This window comes from Flagellimonas myxillae (assembly GCF_023502235.1).
Lineage (GTDB): Bacteria > Bacteroidota > Bacteroidia > Flavobacteriales > Flavobacteriaceae > Flagellimonas > Flagellimonas myxillae.
Map to the genome: position 1 here is coordinate 76,865 of NZ_JAMFLY010000001.1, position 15,220 is coordinate 92,084.

The 15,220-nt window shown below is 35.9% G+C and carries 18 protein-coding genes and 1 pseudogene; 11 read left to right on the forward strand and 8 right to left on the reverse strand.

What is annotated here, in order from left to right:
* Window positions 1-92: 92 nt before the first annotated feature.
* The 3 genes from M3P07_RS00325 to M3P07_RS00335 are packed head-to-tail and all read left to right on the forward strand — an operon-like array spanning window position 93 to window position 2,128.
* The gene (locus M3P07_RS00325) at window positions 93-308 is read left to right on the forward strand and encodes a hypothetical protein (protein WP_249967907.1); all 216 of its coding nucleotides are present in this window, start codon (window positions 93-95) and stop codon (window positions 306-308) included.
* Between the two features lie 39 nt (window positions 309-347).
* On the forward strand, window positions 348-1,406 hold the full coding sequence (locus M3P07_RS00330) for a sensor histidine kinase (RefSeq protein WP_249967908.1): 1,059 nt from the start codon (window positions 348-350) through the stop codon (window positions 1,404-1,406).
* Window positions 1,403-2,128, forward strand: coding sequence for a LytR/AlgR family response regulator transcription factor (locus M3P07_RS00335; RefSeq protein WP_249967909.1), 726 nt, complete (start codon window positions 1,403-1,405; stop codon window positions 2,126-2,128). The genes M3P07_RS00330 and M3P07_RS00335 overlap by 4 nt, the downstream gene beginning before the upstream one ends.
* A gap of 67 nt (window positions 2,129-2,195) precedes the next feature.
* Here the strand turns inward: M3P07_RS00335 and M3P07_RS00340 are convergent, their stop codons facing one another.
* The 3 genes from M3P07_RS00340 to M3P07_RS00350 all read right to left on the reverse strand — a co-directional run bounded on the left by M3P07_RS00340 (window position 2,196) and on the right by M3P07_RS00350 (window position 3,767).
* Window positions 2,196-2,570, reverse strand: coding sequence for a DoxX family membrane protein (locus M3P07_RS00340; protein WP_249967910.1), 375 nt, complete (start codon window positions 2,568-2,570; stop codon window positions 2,196-2,198).
* Window positions 2,571-2,668: 98 nt separating this feature from the next.
* Entirely contained in the window at window positions 2,669-3,454 is a 786-nt protein-coding gene (locus tag M3P07_RS00345) for an SDR family oxidoreductase (RefSeq protein ID WP_249967911.1), read from the reverse strand.
* A gap of 1 nt (window position 3,455) precedes the next feature.
* Window positions 3,456-3,767 (reverse strand): cupin domain-containing protein, encoded by a 312-nt coding sequence (locus tag M3P07_RS00350; RefSeq protein ID WP_249967912.1) that lies wholly within the window; start codon window positions 3,765-3,767, stop codon window positions 3,456-3,458.
* A 96-nt stretch (window positions 3,768-3,863) separates the two neighbouring features.
* On the opposite strand from M3P07_RS00350, the gene M3P07_RS00355 reads away from it, so the two are divergent.
* A complete protein-coding gene (locus M3P07_RS00355) occupies window positions 3,864-5,222 on the forward strand; it encodes a UDP-N-acetylmuramate--L-alanine ligase (RefSeq protein WP_249967913.1) in 1,359 nt (452 codons plus the stop codon).
* A gap of 15 nt (window positions 5,223-5,237) precedes the next feature.
* Here M3P07_RS00355 and M3P07_RS00360 read toward each other — a convergent pair whose 3' ends face one another.
* The gene (locus tag M3P07_RS00360) at window positions 5,238-6,110 is read right to left on the reverse strand and encodes a hypothetical protein (RefSeq protein ID WP_249967914.1); all 873 of its coding nucleotides are present in this window, start codon (window positions 6,108-6,110) and stop codon (window positions 5,238-5,240) included.
* A gap of 185 nt (window positions 6,111-6,295) precedes the next feature.
* On the opposite strand from M3P07_RS00360, the gene M3P07_RS00365 reads away from it, so the two are divergent.
* Entirely contained in the window at window positions 6,296-6,481 is a 186-nt protein-coding gene (locus M3P07_RS00365; protein ID WP_249967915.1) for a hypothetical protein, read from the forward strand.
* Between the two features lie 7 nt (window positions 6,482-6,488).
* On the opposite strand, the gene M3P07_RS00370 is transcribed toward M3P07_RS00365, so the two are convergent.
* Window positions 6,489-6,938: a DUF1569 domain-containing protein gene (locus M3P07_RS00370; RefSeq protein ID WP_249967916.1), complete on the reverse strand. Its 450-nt coding sequence runs from the start codon at window positions 6,936-6,938 to the stop codon at window positions 6,489-6,491.
* Between the two features lie 50 nt (window positions 6,939-6,988).
* On the opposite strand from M3P07_RS00370, the pseudogene M3P07_RS00375 reads away from it, so the two are divergent.
* Together M3P07_RS00375 and M3P07_RS00380 are read left to right on the forward strand one after the other, a co-directional pair.
* Window positions 6,989-7,243: pseudogene (locus M3P07_RS00375) on the forward strand (UPF0758 domain-containing protein); the annotation flags it as partial.
* 69 nt (window positions 7,244-7,312) lie between these two features.
* A complete protein-coding gene (locus tag M3P07_RS00380; RefSeq protein ID WP_249967917.1) occupies window positions 7,313-9,076 on the forward strand; it encodes a recombinase family protein in 1,764 nt (587 codons plus the stop codon).
* Between the two features lie 41 nt (window positions 9,077-9,117).
* Here the strand turns inward: M3P07_RS00380 and M3P07_RS00385 are convergent, their stop codons facing one another.
* Window positions 9,118-9,396, reverse strand: coding sequence for a helix-turn-helix domain-containing protein (locus M3P07_RS00385; protein ID WP_249967918.1), 279 nt, complete (start codon window positions 9,394-9,396; stop codon window positions 9,118-9,120).
* Window positions 9,397-9,505: 109 nt separating this feature from the next.
* Between M3P07_RS00385 and M3P07_RS00390 the strand changes: the two genes are divergently transcribed.
* The 4 genes from M3P07_RS00390 (at window position 9,506) to M3P07_RS00405 (ending at window position 13,235) form a co-directional block, all read left to right on the forward strand.
* Entirely contained in the window at window positions 9,506-11,014 is a 1,509-nt protein-coding gene (locus tag M3P07_RS00390; protein WP_249967919.1) for an AAA family ATPase, read from the forward strand.
* Window positions 11,011-11,850, forward strand: coding sequence for an HNH endonuclease (locus M3P07_RS00395; RefSeq protein WP_249967920.1), 840 nt, complete (start codon window positions 11,011-11,013; stop codon window positions 11,848-11,850). The genes M3P07_RS00390 and M3P07_RS00395 overlap by 4 nt, the downstream gene beginning before the upstream one ends.
* Window positions 11,851-12,032: 182 nt before the next feature.
* On the forward strand, window positions 12,033-12,575 hold the full coding sequence (locus tag M3P07_RS00400; RefSeq protein WP_249967921.1) for a tyrosine-type recombinase/integrase: 543 nt from the start codon (window positions 12,033-12,035) through the stop codon (window positions 12,573-12,575).
* Between the two features lie 12 nt (window positions 12,576-12,587).
* Window positions 12,588-13,235, forward strand: a complete 648-nt coding sequence (locus M3P07_RS00405; protein WP_249967922.1) for a hypothetical protein — start codon at window positions 12,588-12,590, stop codon at window positions 13,233-13,235.
* On the opposite strand, the gene M3P07_RS00410 is transcribed toward M3P07_RS00405, so the two are convergent.
* A complete protein-coding gene (locus tag M3P07_RS00410) occupies window positions 13,230-14,573 on the reverse strand; it encodes a hypothetical protein (protein WP_249967923.1) in 1,344 nt (447 codons plus the stop codon). The genes M3P07_RS00405 and M3P07_RS00410 overlap by 6 nt on opposite strands.
* A gap of 294 nt (window positions 14,574-14,867) precedes the next feature.
* Entirely contained in the window at window positions 14,868-15,191 is a 324-nt protein-coding gene (locus tag M3P07_RS00415) for a hypothetical protein (RefSeq protein ID WP_249967924.1), read from the reverse strand.
* Window positions 15,192-15,220: the final 29 nt, after the last annotated feature.

A 15,220-nucleotide genomic window follows, 5' to 3' on the forward strand; every position in this document is an offset into this window, starting at 1 on the left:
TCTTAAAACAACAAAAATGATCACCTTGGCAAAATTATTATTGACCCTCCTGTTGGATATTTTGGTATAGGAAAAACTTTAAATTCAGCGCAATGAAACAACTAAGCAAAACACAAAAAGTAATATTCGTTCTAGGGGTACTCGGAACCGTACTGGGCCTCTTTGGAAAATTCAATGGATGGGAGCACGATGATTATTTTCCCATTTTCTATACTGGGATGTCGTTCATGTGGATTGCATTCCTAAAATCAGGGAAACAATGTTATAACCCCTTCAAGCGGCAACTCGGGAGTGCCAACTCCAAATGATTCACCAATAAACTATATTTGGCCTAAGCTTGGGTTTATATGGAACTGACCAACAAAAAAAGAAATAGATTTTTTTGGCTCCTGCAGTTTTTGGGCTGGGGGTTTATCAATGTGATTTCAGTTTTTGTATTGAAAAAGATAAGTATAGAACTTATCATCTACTCCGTAGTAACCGGAATTTTCATTGGCATTTTCTCCACCTCTCTTATGCGCTGGTTTTTAAAGCGAAATGTACAGTTTGAGAGCTTTGGCGTAAACGATTTTATAAAGATTTTGGCCGCTTTCGTAGTAACGGCTAGTCTTTTCGGAGGCTTGAATTACTTTTTTGGTTTCGCCTATGTAAAGTTGGGTCCCGAACTTACCGAGGCCGAGATACAACATTTCGAGAATTACGATGCCCTCTGGATTTGGATCATAAATTCCTTGTTTATTATCGGGGCATGGACCGTAACCTATTTGGTCATCAAATTGATGTTGAAACTGAACAAGGACCGTATCGAACGCCTTGAACTCAATACCCACCTGAAACAAGCCCAATTGAACACCCTAAAGGGGCAGATCAATCCCCATTTTATGTTCAATAGTCTCAACAATATCAGAGGCCTTATGTTGGAGGATGTAGAGAAATCGAGGGAAATGCTGACCAAGCTCTCCGAGATTTTGAGATATTCCTTGACCAAAAACAATATAAACGCCATCGCCGTTGAAGAAGAGTTGGAGGTGGTTGACAATTACATTGACCTATCCAAAATTCAGTTTGAAAATCGACTGGAGTTTGTAAAGGAAATTGACAAGGACACCTTAAAACTTGAAATTCCGCCCATGATCATCCAACTTTTGATAGAGAATGCGGTGAAACACGGTATTTCCAATTTAAAACAAGGTGGACGCATACTATTGGGCTTAAAAAAAGAAGGAGAACGATTGATCATAACGGTAACAAACACCGGAAAGCTTCAAATAGGTAAAAACACTACCCAATTGGGATTAAAGAACATTCGCCAGCGGTTAAAACTTCTGTATGCCGATAGGGCTTCCTTCAATCTTAATGAAATAGGAGACGAAGTGGTAGCGGATATTAAAATTCCCTTGGCATGAAAATCAAATCGGTCATTGTTGAAGATTCCAGGTTAGCTCGTAACGAGTTAAAGGAATTGATCAAAAAATATCCCGAGTTGGATCTGGTGGGGGAGGCCGAAAATGTGGACCAGGGCTATGCACTTATTCAAAAAGAACAGCCCCAACTATTGTTCCTCGATATAAACATGCCCGAAAAAAACGGCTTTGAGCTATTGGAAATGCTGGATGAGGTACCCATTACCGTATTTACCACTGCATTTGATGAATATGCCATAAAATCATTTGAGTACAACGCTTTGGATTACTTGTTGAAACCGGTTAGCGACAAACGTTTTGCAATGGCGATTGAAAAAGTGAAGGTCAAACTTGCATCAGCTTCCGAGGAGGCGGATACAAGCAAAAGGCTTACCGAAAACAGTCAAATATTTATTAAGGACGGTGAAGCCTGTTGGTTGGTGAAGATTGGAGATATTTCACATTTTGAAATCGTCGGAAACTACACCCGTGTATTTTTTGAGGACAAAAAGCCGATGCTTTATAAATCATTGAACCAAGTGGAGGAAAAGCTCCCGAAACAATCCTTTTTCAGGGCTAATCGCCAACAAATAGTGAACACCAATTTTATTGTCAATGTCGTGCCCTGGTTCAATGGAAAACTAAAGCTTGAAATGGAGAATGGGGAGGAGATAGAGGTTTCTAGAAGACAGTCCTATATTTTCAAGGACCGAATGAGTTTATAATCAAAAAACGAAGTCATGAAAAAGGCCCTCTTTTTTGGAGGGCCTTTTTTTGTTCTGGGCGGTTGCGTCACGCCCGTAATATATCCTTGTACCTGTCTTTGTATCCAAAGAGGGCGGCAACATTCAAGATCAAAAGACCGAGCGCAGGGCCAATACCGTCAGGGGCCAAAGTGGCGTGGAACAGCACAGCATTAACAGAAACACTCATCAAAATTATGGACATCAGTGCCCCATACTTGTTTAGGATAAGGGCCAGTCCAGTTAAGATTTCGACCACGGCAACCAAATTCATGGTTTGTGTAGAGGAGAGAGCACCAAAATAGCTCATCACCGCCTCTGGCATTTCACCAAAGGGGATAAAATGGAGGAACTTGTTCAAACCAAAAGTAAGGACAAACAGTCCCAACAAGATTCGAACTACTAGAAAAACTTTAGAGTTCATTTAGTTAAATTTTATCGGTTAAGCAATAAAAATACCTATAAAATGCGAATTTGTTAAAAAATAAGCCTCAAAATTTGCAATTATACCAAAAAGTATGGCTACAGAGATTTAAGGAGCCCGCCATCAATAGGGATATTGGTGCCGGTTATATATGCAGCTTGCTCCGAGGCTAAAAAGGTGACCAAAAAACCATATTCTGAAGGGTTTCCAATCCGCTTGGTCGGAACTTGGGCTTCCATGGCAGCGCGTACCTCTTTTGGGGAAAGCCCCATTTTTTCTGCCTTTTTCGCATTGAGCTGGGCAATACGGTCCGTATCAAAATAGCCTGTAAGCACATTGTTAACCGTAATTCCATCAGCGGCCACGTCGAAAGCCAAGCTCTTGGCCCAAGTGACCACGGCAGCCCTAATCGAATTCGAAAGCGCCAAATAATTTAAGGGTTCTTTTACCGAAACTGAGGCAACATTGATAATTCTTCCCCATTGCGCCTTTTGCATGTGCTTTACTGCAAGTTCCGTTGTATACACCACTGATTTAAAGAGCAGATTGAATGCTTCCTGATAGTCCTCCACATTTTTCTCCAATGCCCCGCCGGCTTGTGGCCCTTGTGTGTTGTTGACCAAGATATCCACGACATTTTCCTGAAAATATAAAGATATGGCGGTTTTGAAAGCGTTAAAATCGGAGAAGTCAACGACGATGCACCCGTGTATTTGGCCATTTGCGGTATCCAACGTATCCAAAACCGACTGCATTGCGACTTCATTTCTTGCCATCAGGGTCACCGAGGCTCCACTGGCAGCTAATTGCCGGGCTATGGCTTCACCAATTCCTTTGCTACTTCCACCAACCAGTGCTGTTTTTCCTACTAGCGATATGTTCATCTTACCTATATTCTTCCCTAACGGGGCTAAAAACATCCATTAATTTGCATGGGGTAAGCGCTTTTCCGCCATGCGGAACCTGGGAGGGAATCACCACCACATCCCCGGGCACACAAATTTGGGTTACTCCCCCAACAGTAAATTCAAACTCACCTTCCAAAACATGCATTATTTGCTCATGGACATGGCTGTGTTCAGGAACCGGGGCGTCTTTTTCCACTTCCCAAAAAGCCCAAGAGAGGGAGTCTCCATGAATCATTTTTCCATGGTATCCCGGCATTATTTCTTTTGACGGTATGTTGGCGAGGTTCATCGTTATCAATTTTCCAACAAGATAGAAATTAATAAGATGAAATGTTTGTTTGCATTGGGGCAACCAATGTCTATTTTTGGTCGATAAACCACTGCAATGAAAATTCATTTTATAGCCATTGGGGGTAGCGCAATGCACAATTTGGCCTTGGCCTTGGCGCATAAAGGATATACCATAACAGGTAGCGATGATGTTATTTATGAGCCCTCCAAAAGTAGGTTGGAGCTCCAAGGGCTGTTGCCAGCGGAATTTGGATGGTTTCCGGATAAAATCCAAAAAGATCTGGATGCCGTGGTGCTCGGCATGCATGCCAAACCAGATAATCCGGAGTTGGCACGAGCCCAGGAATTGGGATTAAAAATTTATTCCTATCCTGAGTTTTTGTACGAGCAATCCAAGGACAAGACGAGAGTGGTTATTGGCGGTAGCCATGGGAAGACCACAATTACGTCCATGATCCTACATGTTTTGGCTTACAACGACATTGAAGTGGATTATATGGTAGGTGCGCAATTGGAAGGATTTGACCGTATGGTCCACCTTACCGAGGAGAACGATTTCATTGTGCTAGAGGGCGATGAGTACCTTTCCTCTCCAATAGACCGCAGGCCAAAATTCCACTTATATCGGGCCAATATTGCACTTTTGAGCGGTATTGCATGGGATCATATCAATGTATTTCCAACCTATGAAAACTATGTGGAGCAATTCCGGATTTTTGTGGATGGAATTGTTAGGGGAGGGAGCATTACCTACAATATGGAGGACCCTGAAGTGAAGAAAGTGGTGGAATCTTCAGAAAATGCCATCCGTAAGTTCCCTTATAAAACCCCGGAACACATCGTGGAAAATGGCACAACCTTATTGGAAACCCCAGAAGGTCCTATGCCTGTTGAAGTCTTTGGAAAGCATAATCTAAGCAATCTGGCCGGGGCCAAATGGATTTGCCAACAGATGGGAGTTGATGAAGCTGATTTCTATGAAGCCATAGCCTCCTTTAAAGGAGCTTCCAAGCGATTGGAGAAAATTGCGGAGGGATCAAATAACATTGCTTTTAAAGACTTTGCGCATTCGCCTAGCAAGGTCAAGGCCACTACTAGCGCCGTAAAGGAGCAATATCCAAATAGAAAGCTAATCGCCTGTTTGGAACTCCATACCTACAGCAGCCTCAATGCAGAGTTTTTACAAGAATATAAAGGCGCATTGGATGCTGCCGATGAAGCCATCGTTTTTTATTCCCCGAAGGCCGTAAAAATAAAGCGATTGGAAGAAGTTACCTCCCACCAAATTGCCGGGGCCCTGAATCGGGAAGATGTTACCATTTTCACTGATCCGGAGGCGTTTCAGCATCATCTGTTTGCCAAGGATTTTGATAATGCCGCCTTGCTCTTAATGAGTTCTGGAAACTATGGAGGACTTGATTTTGAAAGAATTAAGGTTCTTTTTGAGATTTAGAAAGAGTAAAATTTTTTAATAACCAGAATCAAATATTTTATTAATGTATGTGTGTCTAAAATCCCTGCAATTATAGTCGCCCCAATCACCAATGGTAGATGAAGACCGTATCGTTCTAAAAAGTTTGTTCTCTTGATAGTACATTTTAGATGTATATGAATGGCCAAATACATCATTGCCCTCAAAAATTGTACATATTATATTTCCTTTATTGTTGAAAAATGATGTTTTAGTTTCAGTTGAATGATCTCCACCAGTAAAACTTAAAGATTTGATTTTTGTACCAAATCTATTTTTAAACTCAACTTTATGGGAAAAATAGGCATCATCAGGGATGTCCAAAATTTCGACTGTATCGATATCAATAATTTTGGGAGTTAGTTCTAGTATTTTTGAATTGATAGTGTTTACATATGAACTGTATTCTGGATTTTTGTTTTCTTGTAAATTGTTATTGTAGATTGTTAGAAGGTCTTTAGAATGTGCTATTAATTTAAGTCTTTTTAGGCAGTGTGACTTATCAAGAACGACTAAGCTTTTGTTACTATCAATCCATCTGATTAAATTGTTTTCGTGGCCAAAATAGTATCGATTCTCCTTTAAATTAGCACTTTCGGAATTAGTTGTATATATAAAGTATGCGTAATGAGGAATCCAATCAAGATCATAATAGAATTCATAACGAATTGTATCTATTTCCGAGACAACTTTTTTGATTTTGTCATTTTGGAGATAAAAATGATGGTTTTTTATGGTAACTCTAGTCAACTTTGACTTGTTGAGGCCATAGTACCGTTCTTTAATTTGGTTAATTTGATTCTGTATAGAGGTCTGCCCATAAACTGTAAAAGCAATGGGAAATAGAAATATTAGTAAGATATTTTTCATTTGATTGGAATTCTATTCCAAATGTAGCTTATTGCCAAACCGATACTTATTCTAATTTTATGTATACCACTTTTGAATTGATCAATCACTGATATGAATTGACAAATTGTTAGGTGCTTTAACTTTTCTTGAAGTAAATATGTCAGTTCAAGGGTGCGCGGTATAATTATTGTTCAACCAAGAATATGGAATCGTCCAAAACAAAGCTACCCAAAAGAATACTGAAACAAGTTCGCCGTGTAACCTACATATTTCTTTCTGCCTATATGCTTGGGCTTTCCAATGTTGTTCTCGAAGAGGACCGAATGATCAACGATACCCGGGCGCAAATTGAACAAATGGAGCTTCAGGACGAGGACGACGGACTATAGTTGATATTTACACCCCAAACTGTCGTAAATGGTGGTCCAGATGCTTGTATTGCATTTGCCCCCATTGATTAGGGGTAAAATGCCCGAATGCGGGATGGGGATCCCAAGTTTGTTTATCTTTCTCAAGGTGGAACTCGTTTACCAAAGCAATCAAGTTCTCTTTTTCCGGGCCGAAATCTTTTTCGTCGACTACCTCAAAACCTTTGGCTGTTGGCAGATTGTGCTTCCACAGCTTATCATCATACATGCCTTTTTTGAAACTTTTGAATAGCAACTTCATGAAGAAATTAGGCTTTTTCATCTTATATTTACCCATAGCCAAACGCAGTGGAAATTGGCAATGATGTAACATCTGACCCACTTTCATCTTACCCCATTGGCCCTGGGAAGAGGTATTTAGCTGACCTATTCTTTCTATAACCTCAGTAACCGTCTGGGAATCGAACAATGATTTCATTCCTTTAGCTTTTGAAATAAATTTACAAACTATTACGCTACCTTTAGATTATGCAAGAAAAAACGGCTTCGTTTTCCATTAAGAACTGGGCGGAAGATGACAAACCTAGGGAGAAGTTGGTGAACAAGGGCAGAACAGTACTTTCAGATGCGGAACTCATTGCCATTTTGATAGGTTCCGGAAGTAAAAAGGAAAGTGCGGTGGGATTATCACAGCGAATATTGGCAACCGTGAACCACAACTTGAACGAGCTTGGAAAACTCTCCGTGAACCAGCTGAAACAGTTTGAGGGAATAGGCAACGCAAATGAGTATCCAATGAATGTGATGTAAAATTGATATTTATCTGTAAATTAGCCAAATAAAATAGGTGAAATGCAGGATGTGGTTGCAATTTACGCCCGTATATCAAATGAAAAGGAGGATACGGATGTTTCCATTGCCCAACAGATAGAACAGGGTAAGGAATTTGCCAAATCAAAAGGTATGGGTTACCTCATTTATAAGGATGAGGGTTTATCTGGAACATTGGAAGCGAATGAACGCCCTGAAATGTGGCAACTGCTTCAAGATATAGTAAAGAAGGATTCAAAAATCAAGATTCTTTGGGGTAGGGAACACTTTAGACTATACAGGGGAACTGAATCAAAAAGGCAAATTCAAATAGTTTGTAAAAAGCATGATGTAGATATATATTATGGTGATAAGAAGTTAGATAGGAGCGACCCAAATGTTGAACTCATGGATGATATTCTAGGGGTATTGGGTAAATTTTATGTCAATCTTACCAAACAGAACGTAAAACAGGCTATTAAAAAGAATTTCAATGATGGTAAGGCACATGGTGTCGCACCTTATGGATATAAAACAGGTGAGGGGAAAAAATTGGAAATTGACGATGACCAAGCCAAATGGGTCAGAAAAATGTTCCAATGGCATATAGAAGGTCTGGGGCTTACCTCAATAACTCAAAAACTTACCAATTTTGATGTCCCTACCCAGTACAGCCCAGACCACATACGATTTTCAAAAGAATGGGATAGAACTACTGTTTACGGGATTTTAAAGAATAAACTATACTATGGGATAAGAACCCATAATGATTGGAAGATAGAAAAGGAGGGAGGGAAGAAAAAAAGGGTTCTAGTTTCTTCAAGAGAAATCTCAGTACCACACTTGGCAATAATTGAAGAACATACTTATAATGAATCCATATTGGCATTCGATAAATTAAAAAGCTATACAGGTAAAAGAACTAAACACAAGTATCTTCTTATAGATTTGTTGGAGTGTGAACATTGCAACGGTCGTTATCTTGGAAGAGCTGATAATAGGAACAATGATGTATATAAGTGCAACAACAAAAGAAAATGGTCAGGTAAGGATAAGATTAAGGACAAGACTTGTAATAACAGAGATATAAGGAAAGGAAATATAGAGTTTTTTGTATGGGATTATTTAAGTGATGGTAAAACATTGTTGGACAATTTACTCGCAAACGGTGATAAAGAGAATGAAGAAAGGAAAGCTAAATTAGAAGAAGAAATAGCAGCATTTGAAAAGGCTATAGACAAGTTAAATGCTGAATTGAATACTTCAAGATTATCACATAGGAAGGGCTTGTATACAGATAAAGAATTTGAAGCCGATAAAATTGAAATTAACAGAACTAAAATTGAGTATAGCATCAAACTTAAAAACCACAAGGAGCAATTAAGGAATATCATAAAAGAAACGAACTTACTTGATGGACTACAAAAAGAGTTCGCTCTTATAGCAGATAGTACAACATTTGCAGATGATGATTCACCCCTTTTACAAACTATAAAGAAGCAGAAACATGAAAAAGAAGTGCTAAATTCCCGATATGGCTTTAATGATAAACAGGAATTTTTAAATAAATACGTTGATAGGATTTTGATAAACTATGCCAATGAAATATTTAAGTTGACCTTTAAATTTAAATCTCCCTTAACCGAAAGTGTTGTGTACATGGACAGGAATTTTTATGTGGCGATTGATGCGAACACAAAAGCTGTTTATGATTTAAAACACCCTAAATCACATAATTTATTGGCTAACTTAAACAAGCTTACCAAAACCATCCTTTCGATACAAGCAGAAAAAAAATCCGATTAGAGGAAACACCTTAGCTTTATTCAATACATACTATTTGGCATTTATTGAAACCGAACAATCCCACTCATAATCTCACTTCTTTTATAATAGACCCTACCACCTATACCATAAGCAATAAGCTTCCCTTTTTTTGTCCAATTATATAGAGTAGACATATCTACCTTGAAATAATCGGCAGTTTCTTGTCTGGTCATTAATTCGACAGGTACTTTTGGTTGGAAGTTCTCTTTTATGGAAACGAGTTCCTTTTCCAAGTGGTATAGTTTTCCCAATATTACTTCTGTTGCATTTGGCAAGTCTTCAAATTTTAGGTTTTTCATTTCTTTAATTATAAATGAGCATGTGAATATGAATCTATTTTGTATTTAAAAGAAATTTAGTGACAAGATGTTATATTTATATTTTGTACGCAATTACTGACATTCTAAAATGAATTTTTATTTAAATAATGAAGCTAACTCAGAAATTGAAAGAATCAATGTGATTTTTTTGTTTCATTCTAGTTGGGATGACTGGTTTACTTATTCTACTCTATATTCAGTTTATTACTATGATTCCGAAGGGCTACGCCATCATATTGGTTCTGTAAAAATTGGAGAGTTCAATATGGAGTCAAGAAAGAGAACGCCAGGTTTACCTAATTCATTTGAAGTGCTGGAAGAGTCTTTTTTTTCTTTAGGACAAGATGTAAGTTATTATGAAAGATTAAGTTTAATAAGTGTTGACTTTAGAGACGAAGTTTTAAATGCACTAAATGATATAGCATTAAAAACTAATCTGTATAAGAAATCATTAAAAGAAAATGTTACCAGAATATCCTTGCTACGTGATGTAAGTACTACATCGGTGGAGGGTCAATTTAGAAGACTTGCAACTGGAAATGCTGAGTTAACTCCATATAGCTTTAAATTTCATTTACCTAAGCATCCCAAAAGTCAGGTTAATGATATGATTTTAGACTTTAACGTAATTCCAAAATCTAACCCTCCTTCAAATATTAATGTTATTATTGGACGTAATGGTGTTGGTAAAACGCATTTGTTTAATAGTATGATTTCTTCTCTTCTAGGAGGAAATAGAAAAACAGGAAGAAATGGCTTCTTTACAAATTCACTTGATGAGTCAAAAAACCCCTTCTCAAACCTTATTTCAGTTTCATTTAGTGCTTTTGACGAAACAAACCCAATAGTAGAAAGAAGAGATAAAACTAAATACTTGAATTATTCATATATAGGTTTAAAAAGAGTAGAGAAAAATAATGATAGACCGAAGAGTCCAACAATTTTAAAGAATGAATTTGTAAAAAGTATTGAAAAATGCAAGTTGCAAGGAAAGAAAACTAGGTGGATAAATGCAGTAAAAGTTCTAGAAGCTGACCCCGTATTTAATGAGTCTGAAATATCTCAAATTTTAGAGATAGAAAATAATTCGGATTTAAAGAATAAAGCACCTATCATTTTTAATAAACTAAGTTCGGGACACAAAATAGTATTATTAACAATTACACAAATAGTAGAGACTATAGAGGAAAGAAGTCTTGTTCTTTTAGACGAACCTGAAGGATATTTACATCCACCATTACTGTCAGCATTTATAAGAGCATTATCGGATATTTTAATCCAAAGAAATGCGGTGGCGATTATTGGAACTCATTCGCCTGTTGTATTGCAAGAAGTGCCTAAAAGTTCTGTGTGGAAATTACGAAGACACGGTGCAAATGCAATTGCAGAAAGGCTAGAGATTGAATCTTTTGGAGAAAATGTAGGTTTACTTACGCAGGAAGTGTTTGGTTTAGAAGTTACTCATTCTGGATTTCACAATATCTTGAAAAGCATTGTGCAAAACTCTAATAGTTTTGAAGAGGCTATTAGCTCATTGGATAATAAGATAGGACAAGAGGGTAAAGCTATTTTAAGAACATTAATGTACAATAAGTGAAAAAAATAGCTAAACCATTATTCTTGGTTTCGAATGTTCTTGAAGACTGCGTTGATAATCTAAAAAATCAAGTATTGAAACAAGAGATATTAGATTCAATTGATTTTTTTACGACTGCCGAATCGGAATTTGAAGATAAAATCAATGGAAATAATCTATATCAAATAGAACAAAATAAAATCATTAGTGAATCAATAGATTCAACTGTGCTAAAAAGTATCTATTCTGATAGGATGGTTAATAAAAATAATAAGGGGAGGGTTTATTATGATTCTATTTTTGTTTCAGCTCCAAGTGGAAAATGTCCCTTTTGTTCGGTTAGATTAGTTGGAGCGTTAGACCATTATTTACCAAAATCTAAATACCCTTTACTTTCTGTCACTCCAATTAATTTAGTTCCATCTTGTAACGATTGCAATAAAGACAAATTAGTGGACACTCCAAATAGTAGAGAAGAAGAAACGTTACATCCTTACTTTGATGACATTGAAAATTTTGATTGGTTAAAAGCAAAAATAATTACACTAAAACCCATTAAATTTGAATATTATATTTCACCTCCTGATGATTGGACTGATTTATTAAAAGCCAGATTAAAACATCACTTTTCTGCATATCTGCTTAATGAATTATACTCCATTCATGCAATTGAGGAGTTTGAAAATATAAAACTGCAAATAACCAAATTATTTCAAACAGGAGGCGTAAATCTATTAAAGGAACATATTTTAGACTGCTATAAGAGTAGATATTCTGTAAATAAAAATTCTTGGCAAACCGCTTTTTATCATTGCCTATATAATGATTCAGATTTTTGTGACGGGAACTTTATATAAAATCGTCTTTCTACGGTTTTATTTTATATCCTCGTAAAATTTAGTGAAAATAATGTTCAGAAATATTCTTAATGAACATTATCAATGTTTTTAGTCTATTTAACCATGCTGTACAACTAAAATATTCATTTATATAGTATATTAATTAAAAATGAACATTATTTTTGTTCAAATTGCTATCTATGGTGGGTTCTACTTATATAGATTTTGATTTGGCTATGACCAAAGGGAAAAAACTTATCCGTTCTAGAGAGAATCCAAATTTTGGACTTCTTATTATTTGCGGTATCAATCTTGGACTTAGGATAGATGATTTATTGCATTTAACATTTAAACATTTAAAACAAGAGGAGTTTGCGATTATAGAGGGTAAGACTGGTAAGAAAAGGATATTGCAAGTCAATGATAATATAAGGGTGGCTCTTAATTTTTTTGATGATGATTTGACTTATAGTTTAGATGGTCATCCATTCACTTCGCAGAAAGGCTCCATCTATTCCGTGCAACATGTCAATAGGCTTATAAAGAAATATTTTAAAGGGAAGAATATTAGTAGCCATTCATTGCGCAAATCATTTGGGAGAAGGGTTTGGGAGAACAACAACAAGACCGATGAAGCCCTATTGTACTTATCAGAAATCTTCAATCATCAAAGCCCAGCAATCACTAGGAAGTATTTAGGGATAAGAGCGGAGGAAATAAAGAACATCTATCTAAACTTGTAAATAATTGTAAATATGGATGAAGTATTGAGAATTACTGCAAAGGATGAAATTTTAAAATTTGTACTGGGTTATGATGGAGTAAATAACGTTTTCATAGCCAAGAACCTTTTTAAAAATAAAATTGGCTCTGAAGAGGTCAAAAAGTTGTGCTATGAAATTGTGGAGTATGACAAATTTTTGCTTGATATTAAAGTAGTTAAAGATATTATAGTTGTAAGTGGTAATGACCTTACAAAAAAGTTCCTAAAGGAAGAAAAGTTCTACTTCATTGAATTCAAAGAAACAGCAGGGAAGTTCATGAAGGAGTTTAAGAAAAATGAACATCTAAGAAATGAAAACGAATTAAGGAATTTACAAAAAGTAAACCTCAAACTTACCAACAAACTAAATAAGCAAAAAATAAAGACTCATTATATACCTATAGTAATTTCCATTATCAGTTTAGGATTTGCTGCCTACTCACTATTTAAGCCATCCAACGGGGTTTCCCAAAAACAGTATGACACTAAGATTGAATTTATTGACCAAGAACTAAAACAGCTTAGAATTGAATTTAAACAAGAGAATGACGAATTGAAAGAAAGGTTGTATAAAGCTGAAATGCAGATTGCTATTTATGAATCTGACTCTTTGCTAAATGGAAAAAGTTCAGATTTATAAATTTGAAATATTATTTGGTGGAATACTTACATCAAAAGAATAAGGTTTTCCTTTATTGAACTTTTTCAGATTTTTCCTGACAAGATTTATTGCGATTGTATAAGCCCCTGCACCTAATACCGTGGTTGCGATATCCTCATTAGTTAATCTAGTAATAAGCGAACCTATTGAATAGTCGATTACAGTGGTTATAACTGGGTCAAACTTCGCATCAATTTCAAAAATTATTGAATCATTGACAGCATCACATAATGCATTACAATAATCATTTAATTTCGTTTTTACTTTGTTTCTTAGTTTTTTGGAACTAGGTTCATTTGAATAATCGATTAAACTCTGTTTGTATAGGTGGAAATGTTTATCCTTTATTTCCTCCAAAATGGGAGCTTCAATTTTTAATAGGCTTTCAATAGAAGGCAAGTTAATAGTGGATTTGAATCTTGGGAGGTTTTTGAACTCATTTGACTTCTCATCATACTGGTCTTTCAATACAATTGGAGAGACTTTGTTATAAATCGGGAACTCTATTGTACAATCATATCTTTTTGCGAGTTCTATTTGTTGCAAGTGATTCGTGATTGCTACAATTGCGTCTAATGATTTCTTCTGTTCTTTATTAGCTTTTTGCATGATAAAGTTAACATTTGATTTAGTCTCATCGCTGTATTCTTTTCCAAGTATCCTTTTACCAATAGAAGAAAATAGCATTGACCTTTTTAATGGAGTACCATCCAATTTGATAGAATTTATGGAAGCCTCTTCAAGACATTTATATCTCCATTCTTCACTTTCTCTCCAAACACCTTTAAACCATTTATAGTCGGGTTCATTTTTTACGTATGATAAAATCTCAGATTCATTTTGATGAAGTAAACCCTCCATCATTTTAAGGTAATAGTTTTTGTTTAGACCGCTATTCTCATCGAAATAAGAGGCTTTCTTTGTCTCTAAACCTTTATTGATATCCGAAACAAATTCTTGATTGTAGGGATTAATCTTTTTTTTCAAATCTGGAAATGTCGAGGGATTATCCTTGTAGTGGATATTTACAAAAGAGTCAAATAAAGTCCACATATCCTCAATATTGTTATTTCTTATGGCAGGAGTAATTGTTCCATTTCTTGAAAAATAACTCAACAAAGAGTCTTTTTTCCCTTTAGAAGCTTTCATATACTCTCTGACTCCACCAGAATTAAAACAATAAGCACCATCAAGGACTACCCTATCATTGAATAAAATATTCATAAGGAGACTTTCCTGAAAATAATCCAACTTGACTATATCTGACAACATGCCATCCGCAATGCAGAAAAAACTTTTTAATTCTTTTGTTTTCATTTTTGGAAATTTCACTTAGGAAGATATCAATAAAAATATGAAACTCACCAGTGATATGTAAAGCCAGATTAATAAAGATTTTCATTGCTTTTTTAAAAAGGTTTGCTGAAAGGAGAAGGAGCAAACTTTTCGTTACTTATGACCAAAGCGAACAAAATATCAAGGTTATATATCCATGATAACAGACTCCTGTCCAGTATGGGAAAGAAGGTTAAGGCTATAAAATTCGAAGTTTGTGTTGGTTTTTTAAAATCTTAAGATTATGCTAGGTAGTTCAGAAAGCAAAGCTTATTTTTAGGAGCAATTACCTTCCTTGGACTGGTTTGTAGCGTCATACCATTTGACTAATTTCTTTACCACCTCTGGTACTCCTCCCATTCCCTCTGCATTTGGGTCACTTCCATCATAGTTGGGCGTTATAGTAATATCTCTTATCAATTCTACTCCATTTTCGATTTCCTTTATCTGTAATTTTACACATTTCAAAAGCGTTCCAGACTTATCGTCATGTTTGTAGCCCAATACCTTAATAGATGAATTCATTTTGTTTGATAAACGAGAATCGTCATTAGGATAGAAGTCATCATCGCCAAAATCTGATTTATTGATTGTAGTCATATTTAATATTTTAGAGATAAACGCAGACT

Coding starts and splice junctions, on each gene's coding strand:
- M3P07_RS00325 (WP_249967907.1), top strand. CDS start 93: ATGAAACAACTAAGCAAAACACAAAAAGTAATATTCGTTCTAGGGGTA.
- M3P07_RS00330 (WP_249967908.1), top strand. CDS start 348: ATGGAACTGACCAACAAAAAAAGAAATAGATTTTTTTGGCTCCTGCAG.
- M3P07_RS00335 (WP_249967909.1), top strand. CDS start 1,403: ATGAAAATCAAATCGGTCATTGTTGAAGATTCCAGGTTAGCTCGTAAC.
- M3P07_RS00340 (WP_249967910.1), bottom strand. CDS start 2,570: ATGAACTCTAAAGTTTTTCTAGTAGTTCGAATCTTGTTGGGACTGTTT.
- M3P07_RS00345 (WP_249967911.1), bottom strand. CDS start 3,454: ATGAACATATCGCTAGTAGGAAAAACAGCACTGGTTGGTGGAAGTAGC.
- M3P07_RS00350 (WP_249967912.1), bottom strand. CDS start 3,767: ATGAACCTCGCCAACATACCGTCAAAAGAAATAATGCCGGGATACCAT.
- M3P07_RS00355 (WP_249967913.1), top strand. CDS start 3,864: ATGAAAATTCATTTTATAGCCATTGGGGGTAGCGCAATGCACAATTTG.
- M3P07_RS00360 (WP_249967914.1), bottom strand. CDS start 6,110: ATGAAAAATATCTTACTAATATTTCTATTTCCCATTGCTTTTACAGTT.
- M3P07_RS00365 (WP_249967915.1), top strand. CDS start 6,296: ATGGAATCGTCCAAAACAAAGCTACCCAAAAGAATACTGAAACAAGTT.
- M3P07_RS00370 (WP_249967916.1), bottom strand. CDS start 6,938: ATGAAATCATTGTTCGATTCCCAGACGGTTACTGAGGTTATAGAAAGA.
- M3P07_RS00380 (WP_249967917.1), top strand. CDS start 7,313: ATGCAGGATGTGGTTGCAATTTACGCCCGTATATCAAATGAAAAGGAG.
- M3P07_RS00385 (WP_249967918.1), bottom strand. CDS start 9,396: ATGAAAAACCTAAAATTTGAAGACTTGCCAAATGCAACAGAAGTAATA.
- M3P07_RS00390 (WP_249967919.1), top strand. CDS start 9,506: ATGAATTTTTATTTAAATAATGAAGCTAACTCAGAAATTGAAAGAATC.
- M3P07_RS00400 (WP_249967921.1), top strand. CDS start 12,033: ATGGTGGGTTCTACTTATATAGATTTTGATTTGGCTATGACCAAAGGG.
- M3P07_RS00405 (WP_249967922.1), top strand. CDS start 12,588: ATGGATGAAGTATTGAGAATTACTGCAAAGGATGAAATTTTAAAATTT.
- M3P07_RS00410 (WP_249967923.1), bottom strand. CDS start 14,573: ATGAAAACAAAAGAATTAAAAAGTTTTTTCTGCATTGCGGATGGCATG.
- M3P07_RS00415 (WP_249967924.1), bottom strand. CDS start 15,191: ATGACTACAATCAATAAATCAGATTTTGGCGATGATGACTTCTATCCT.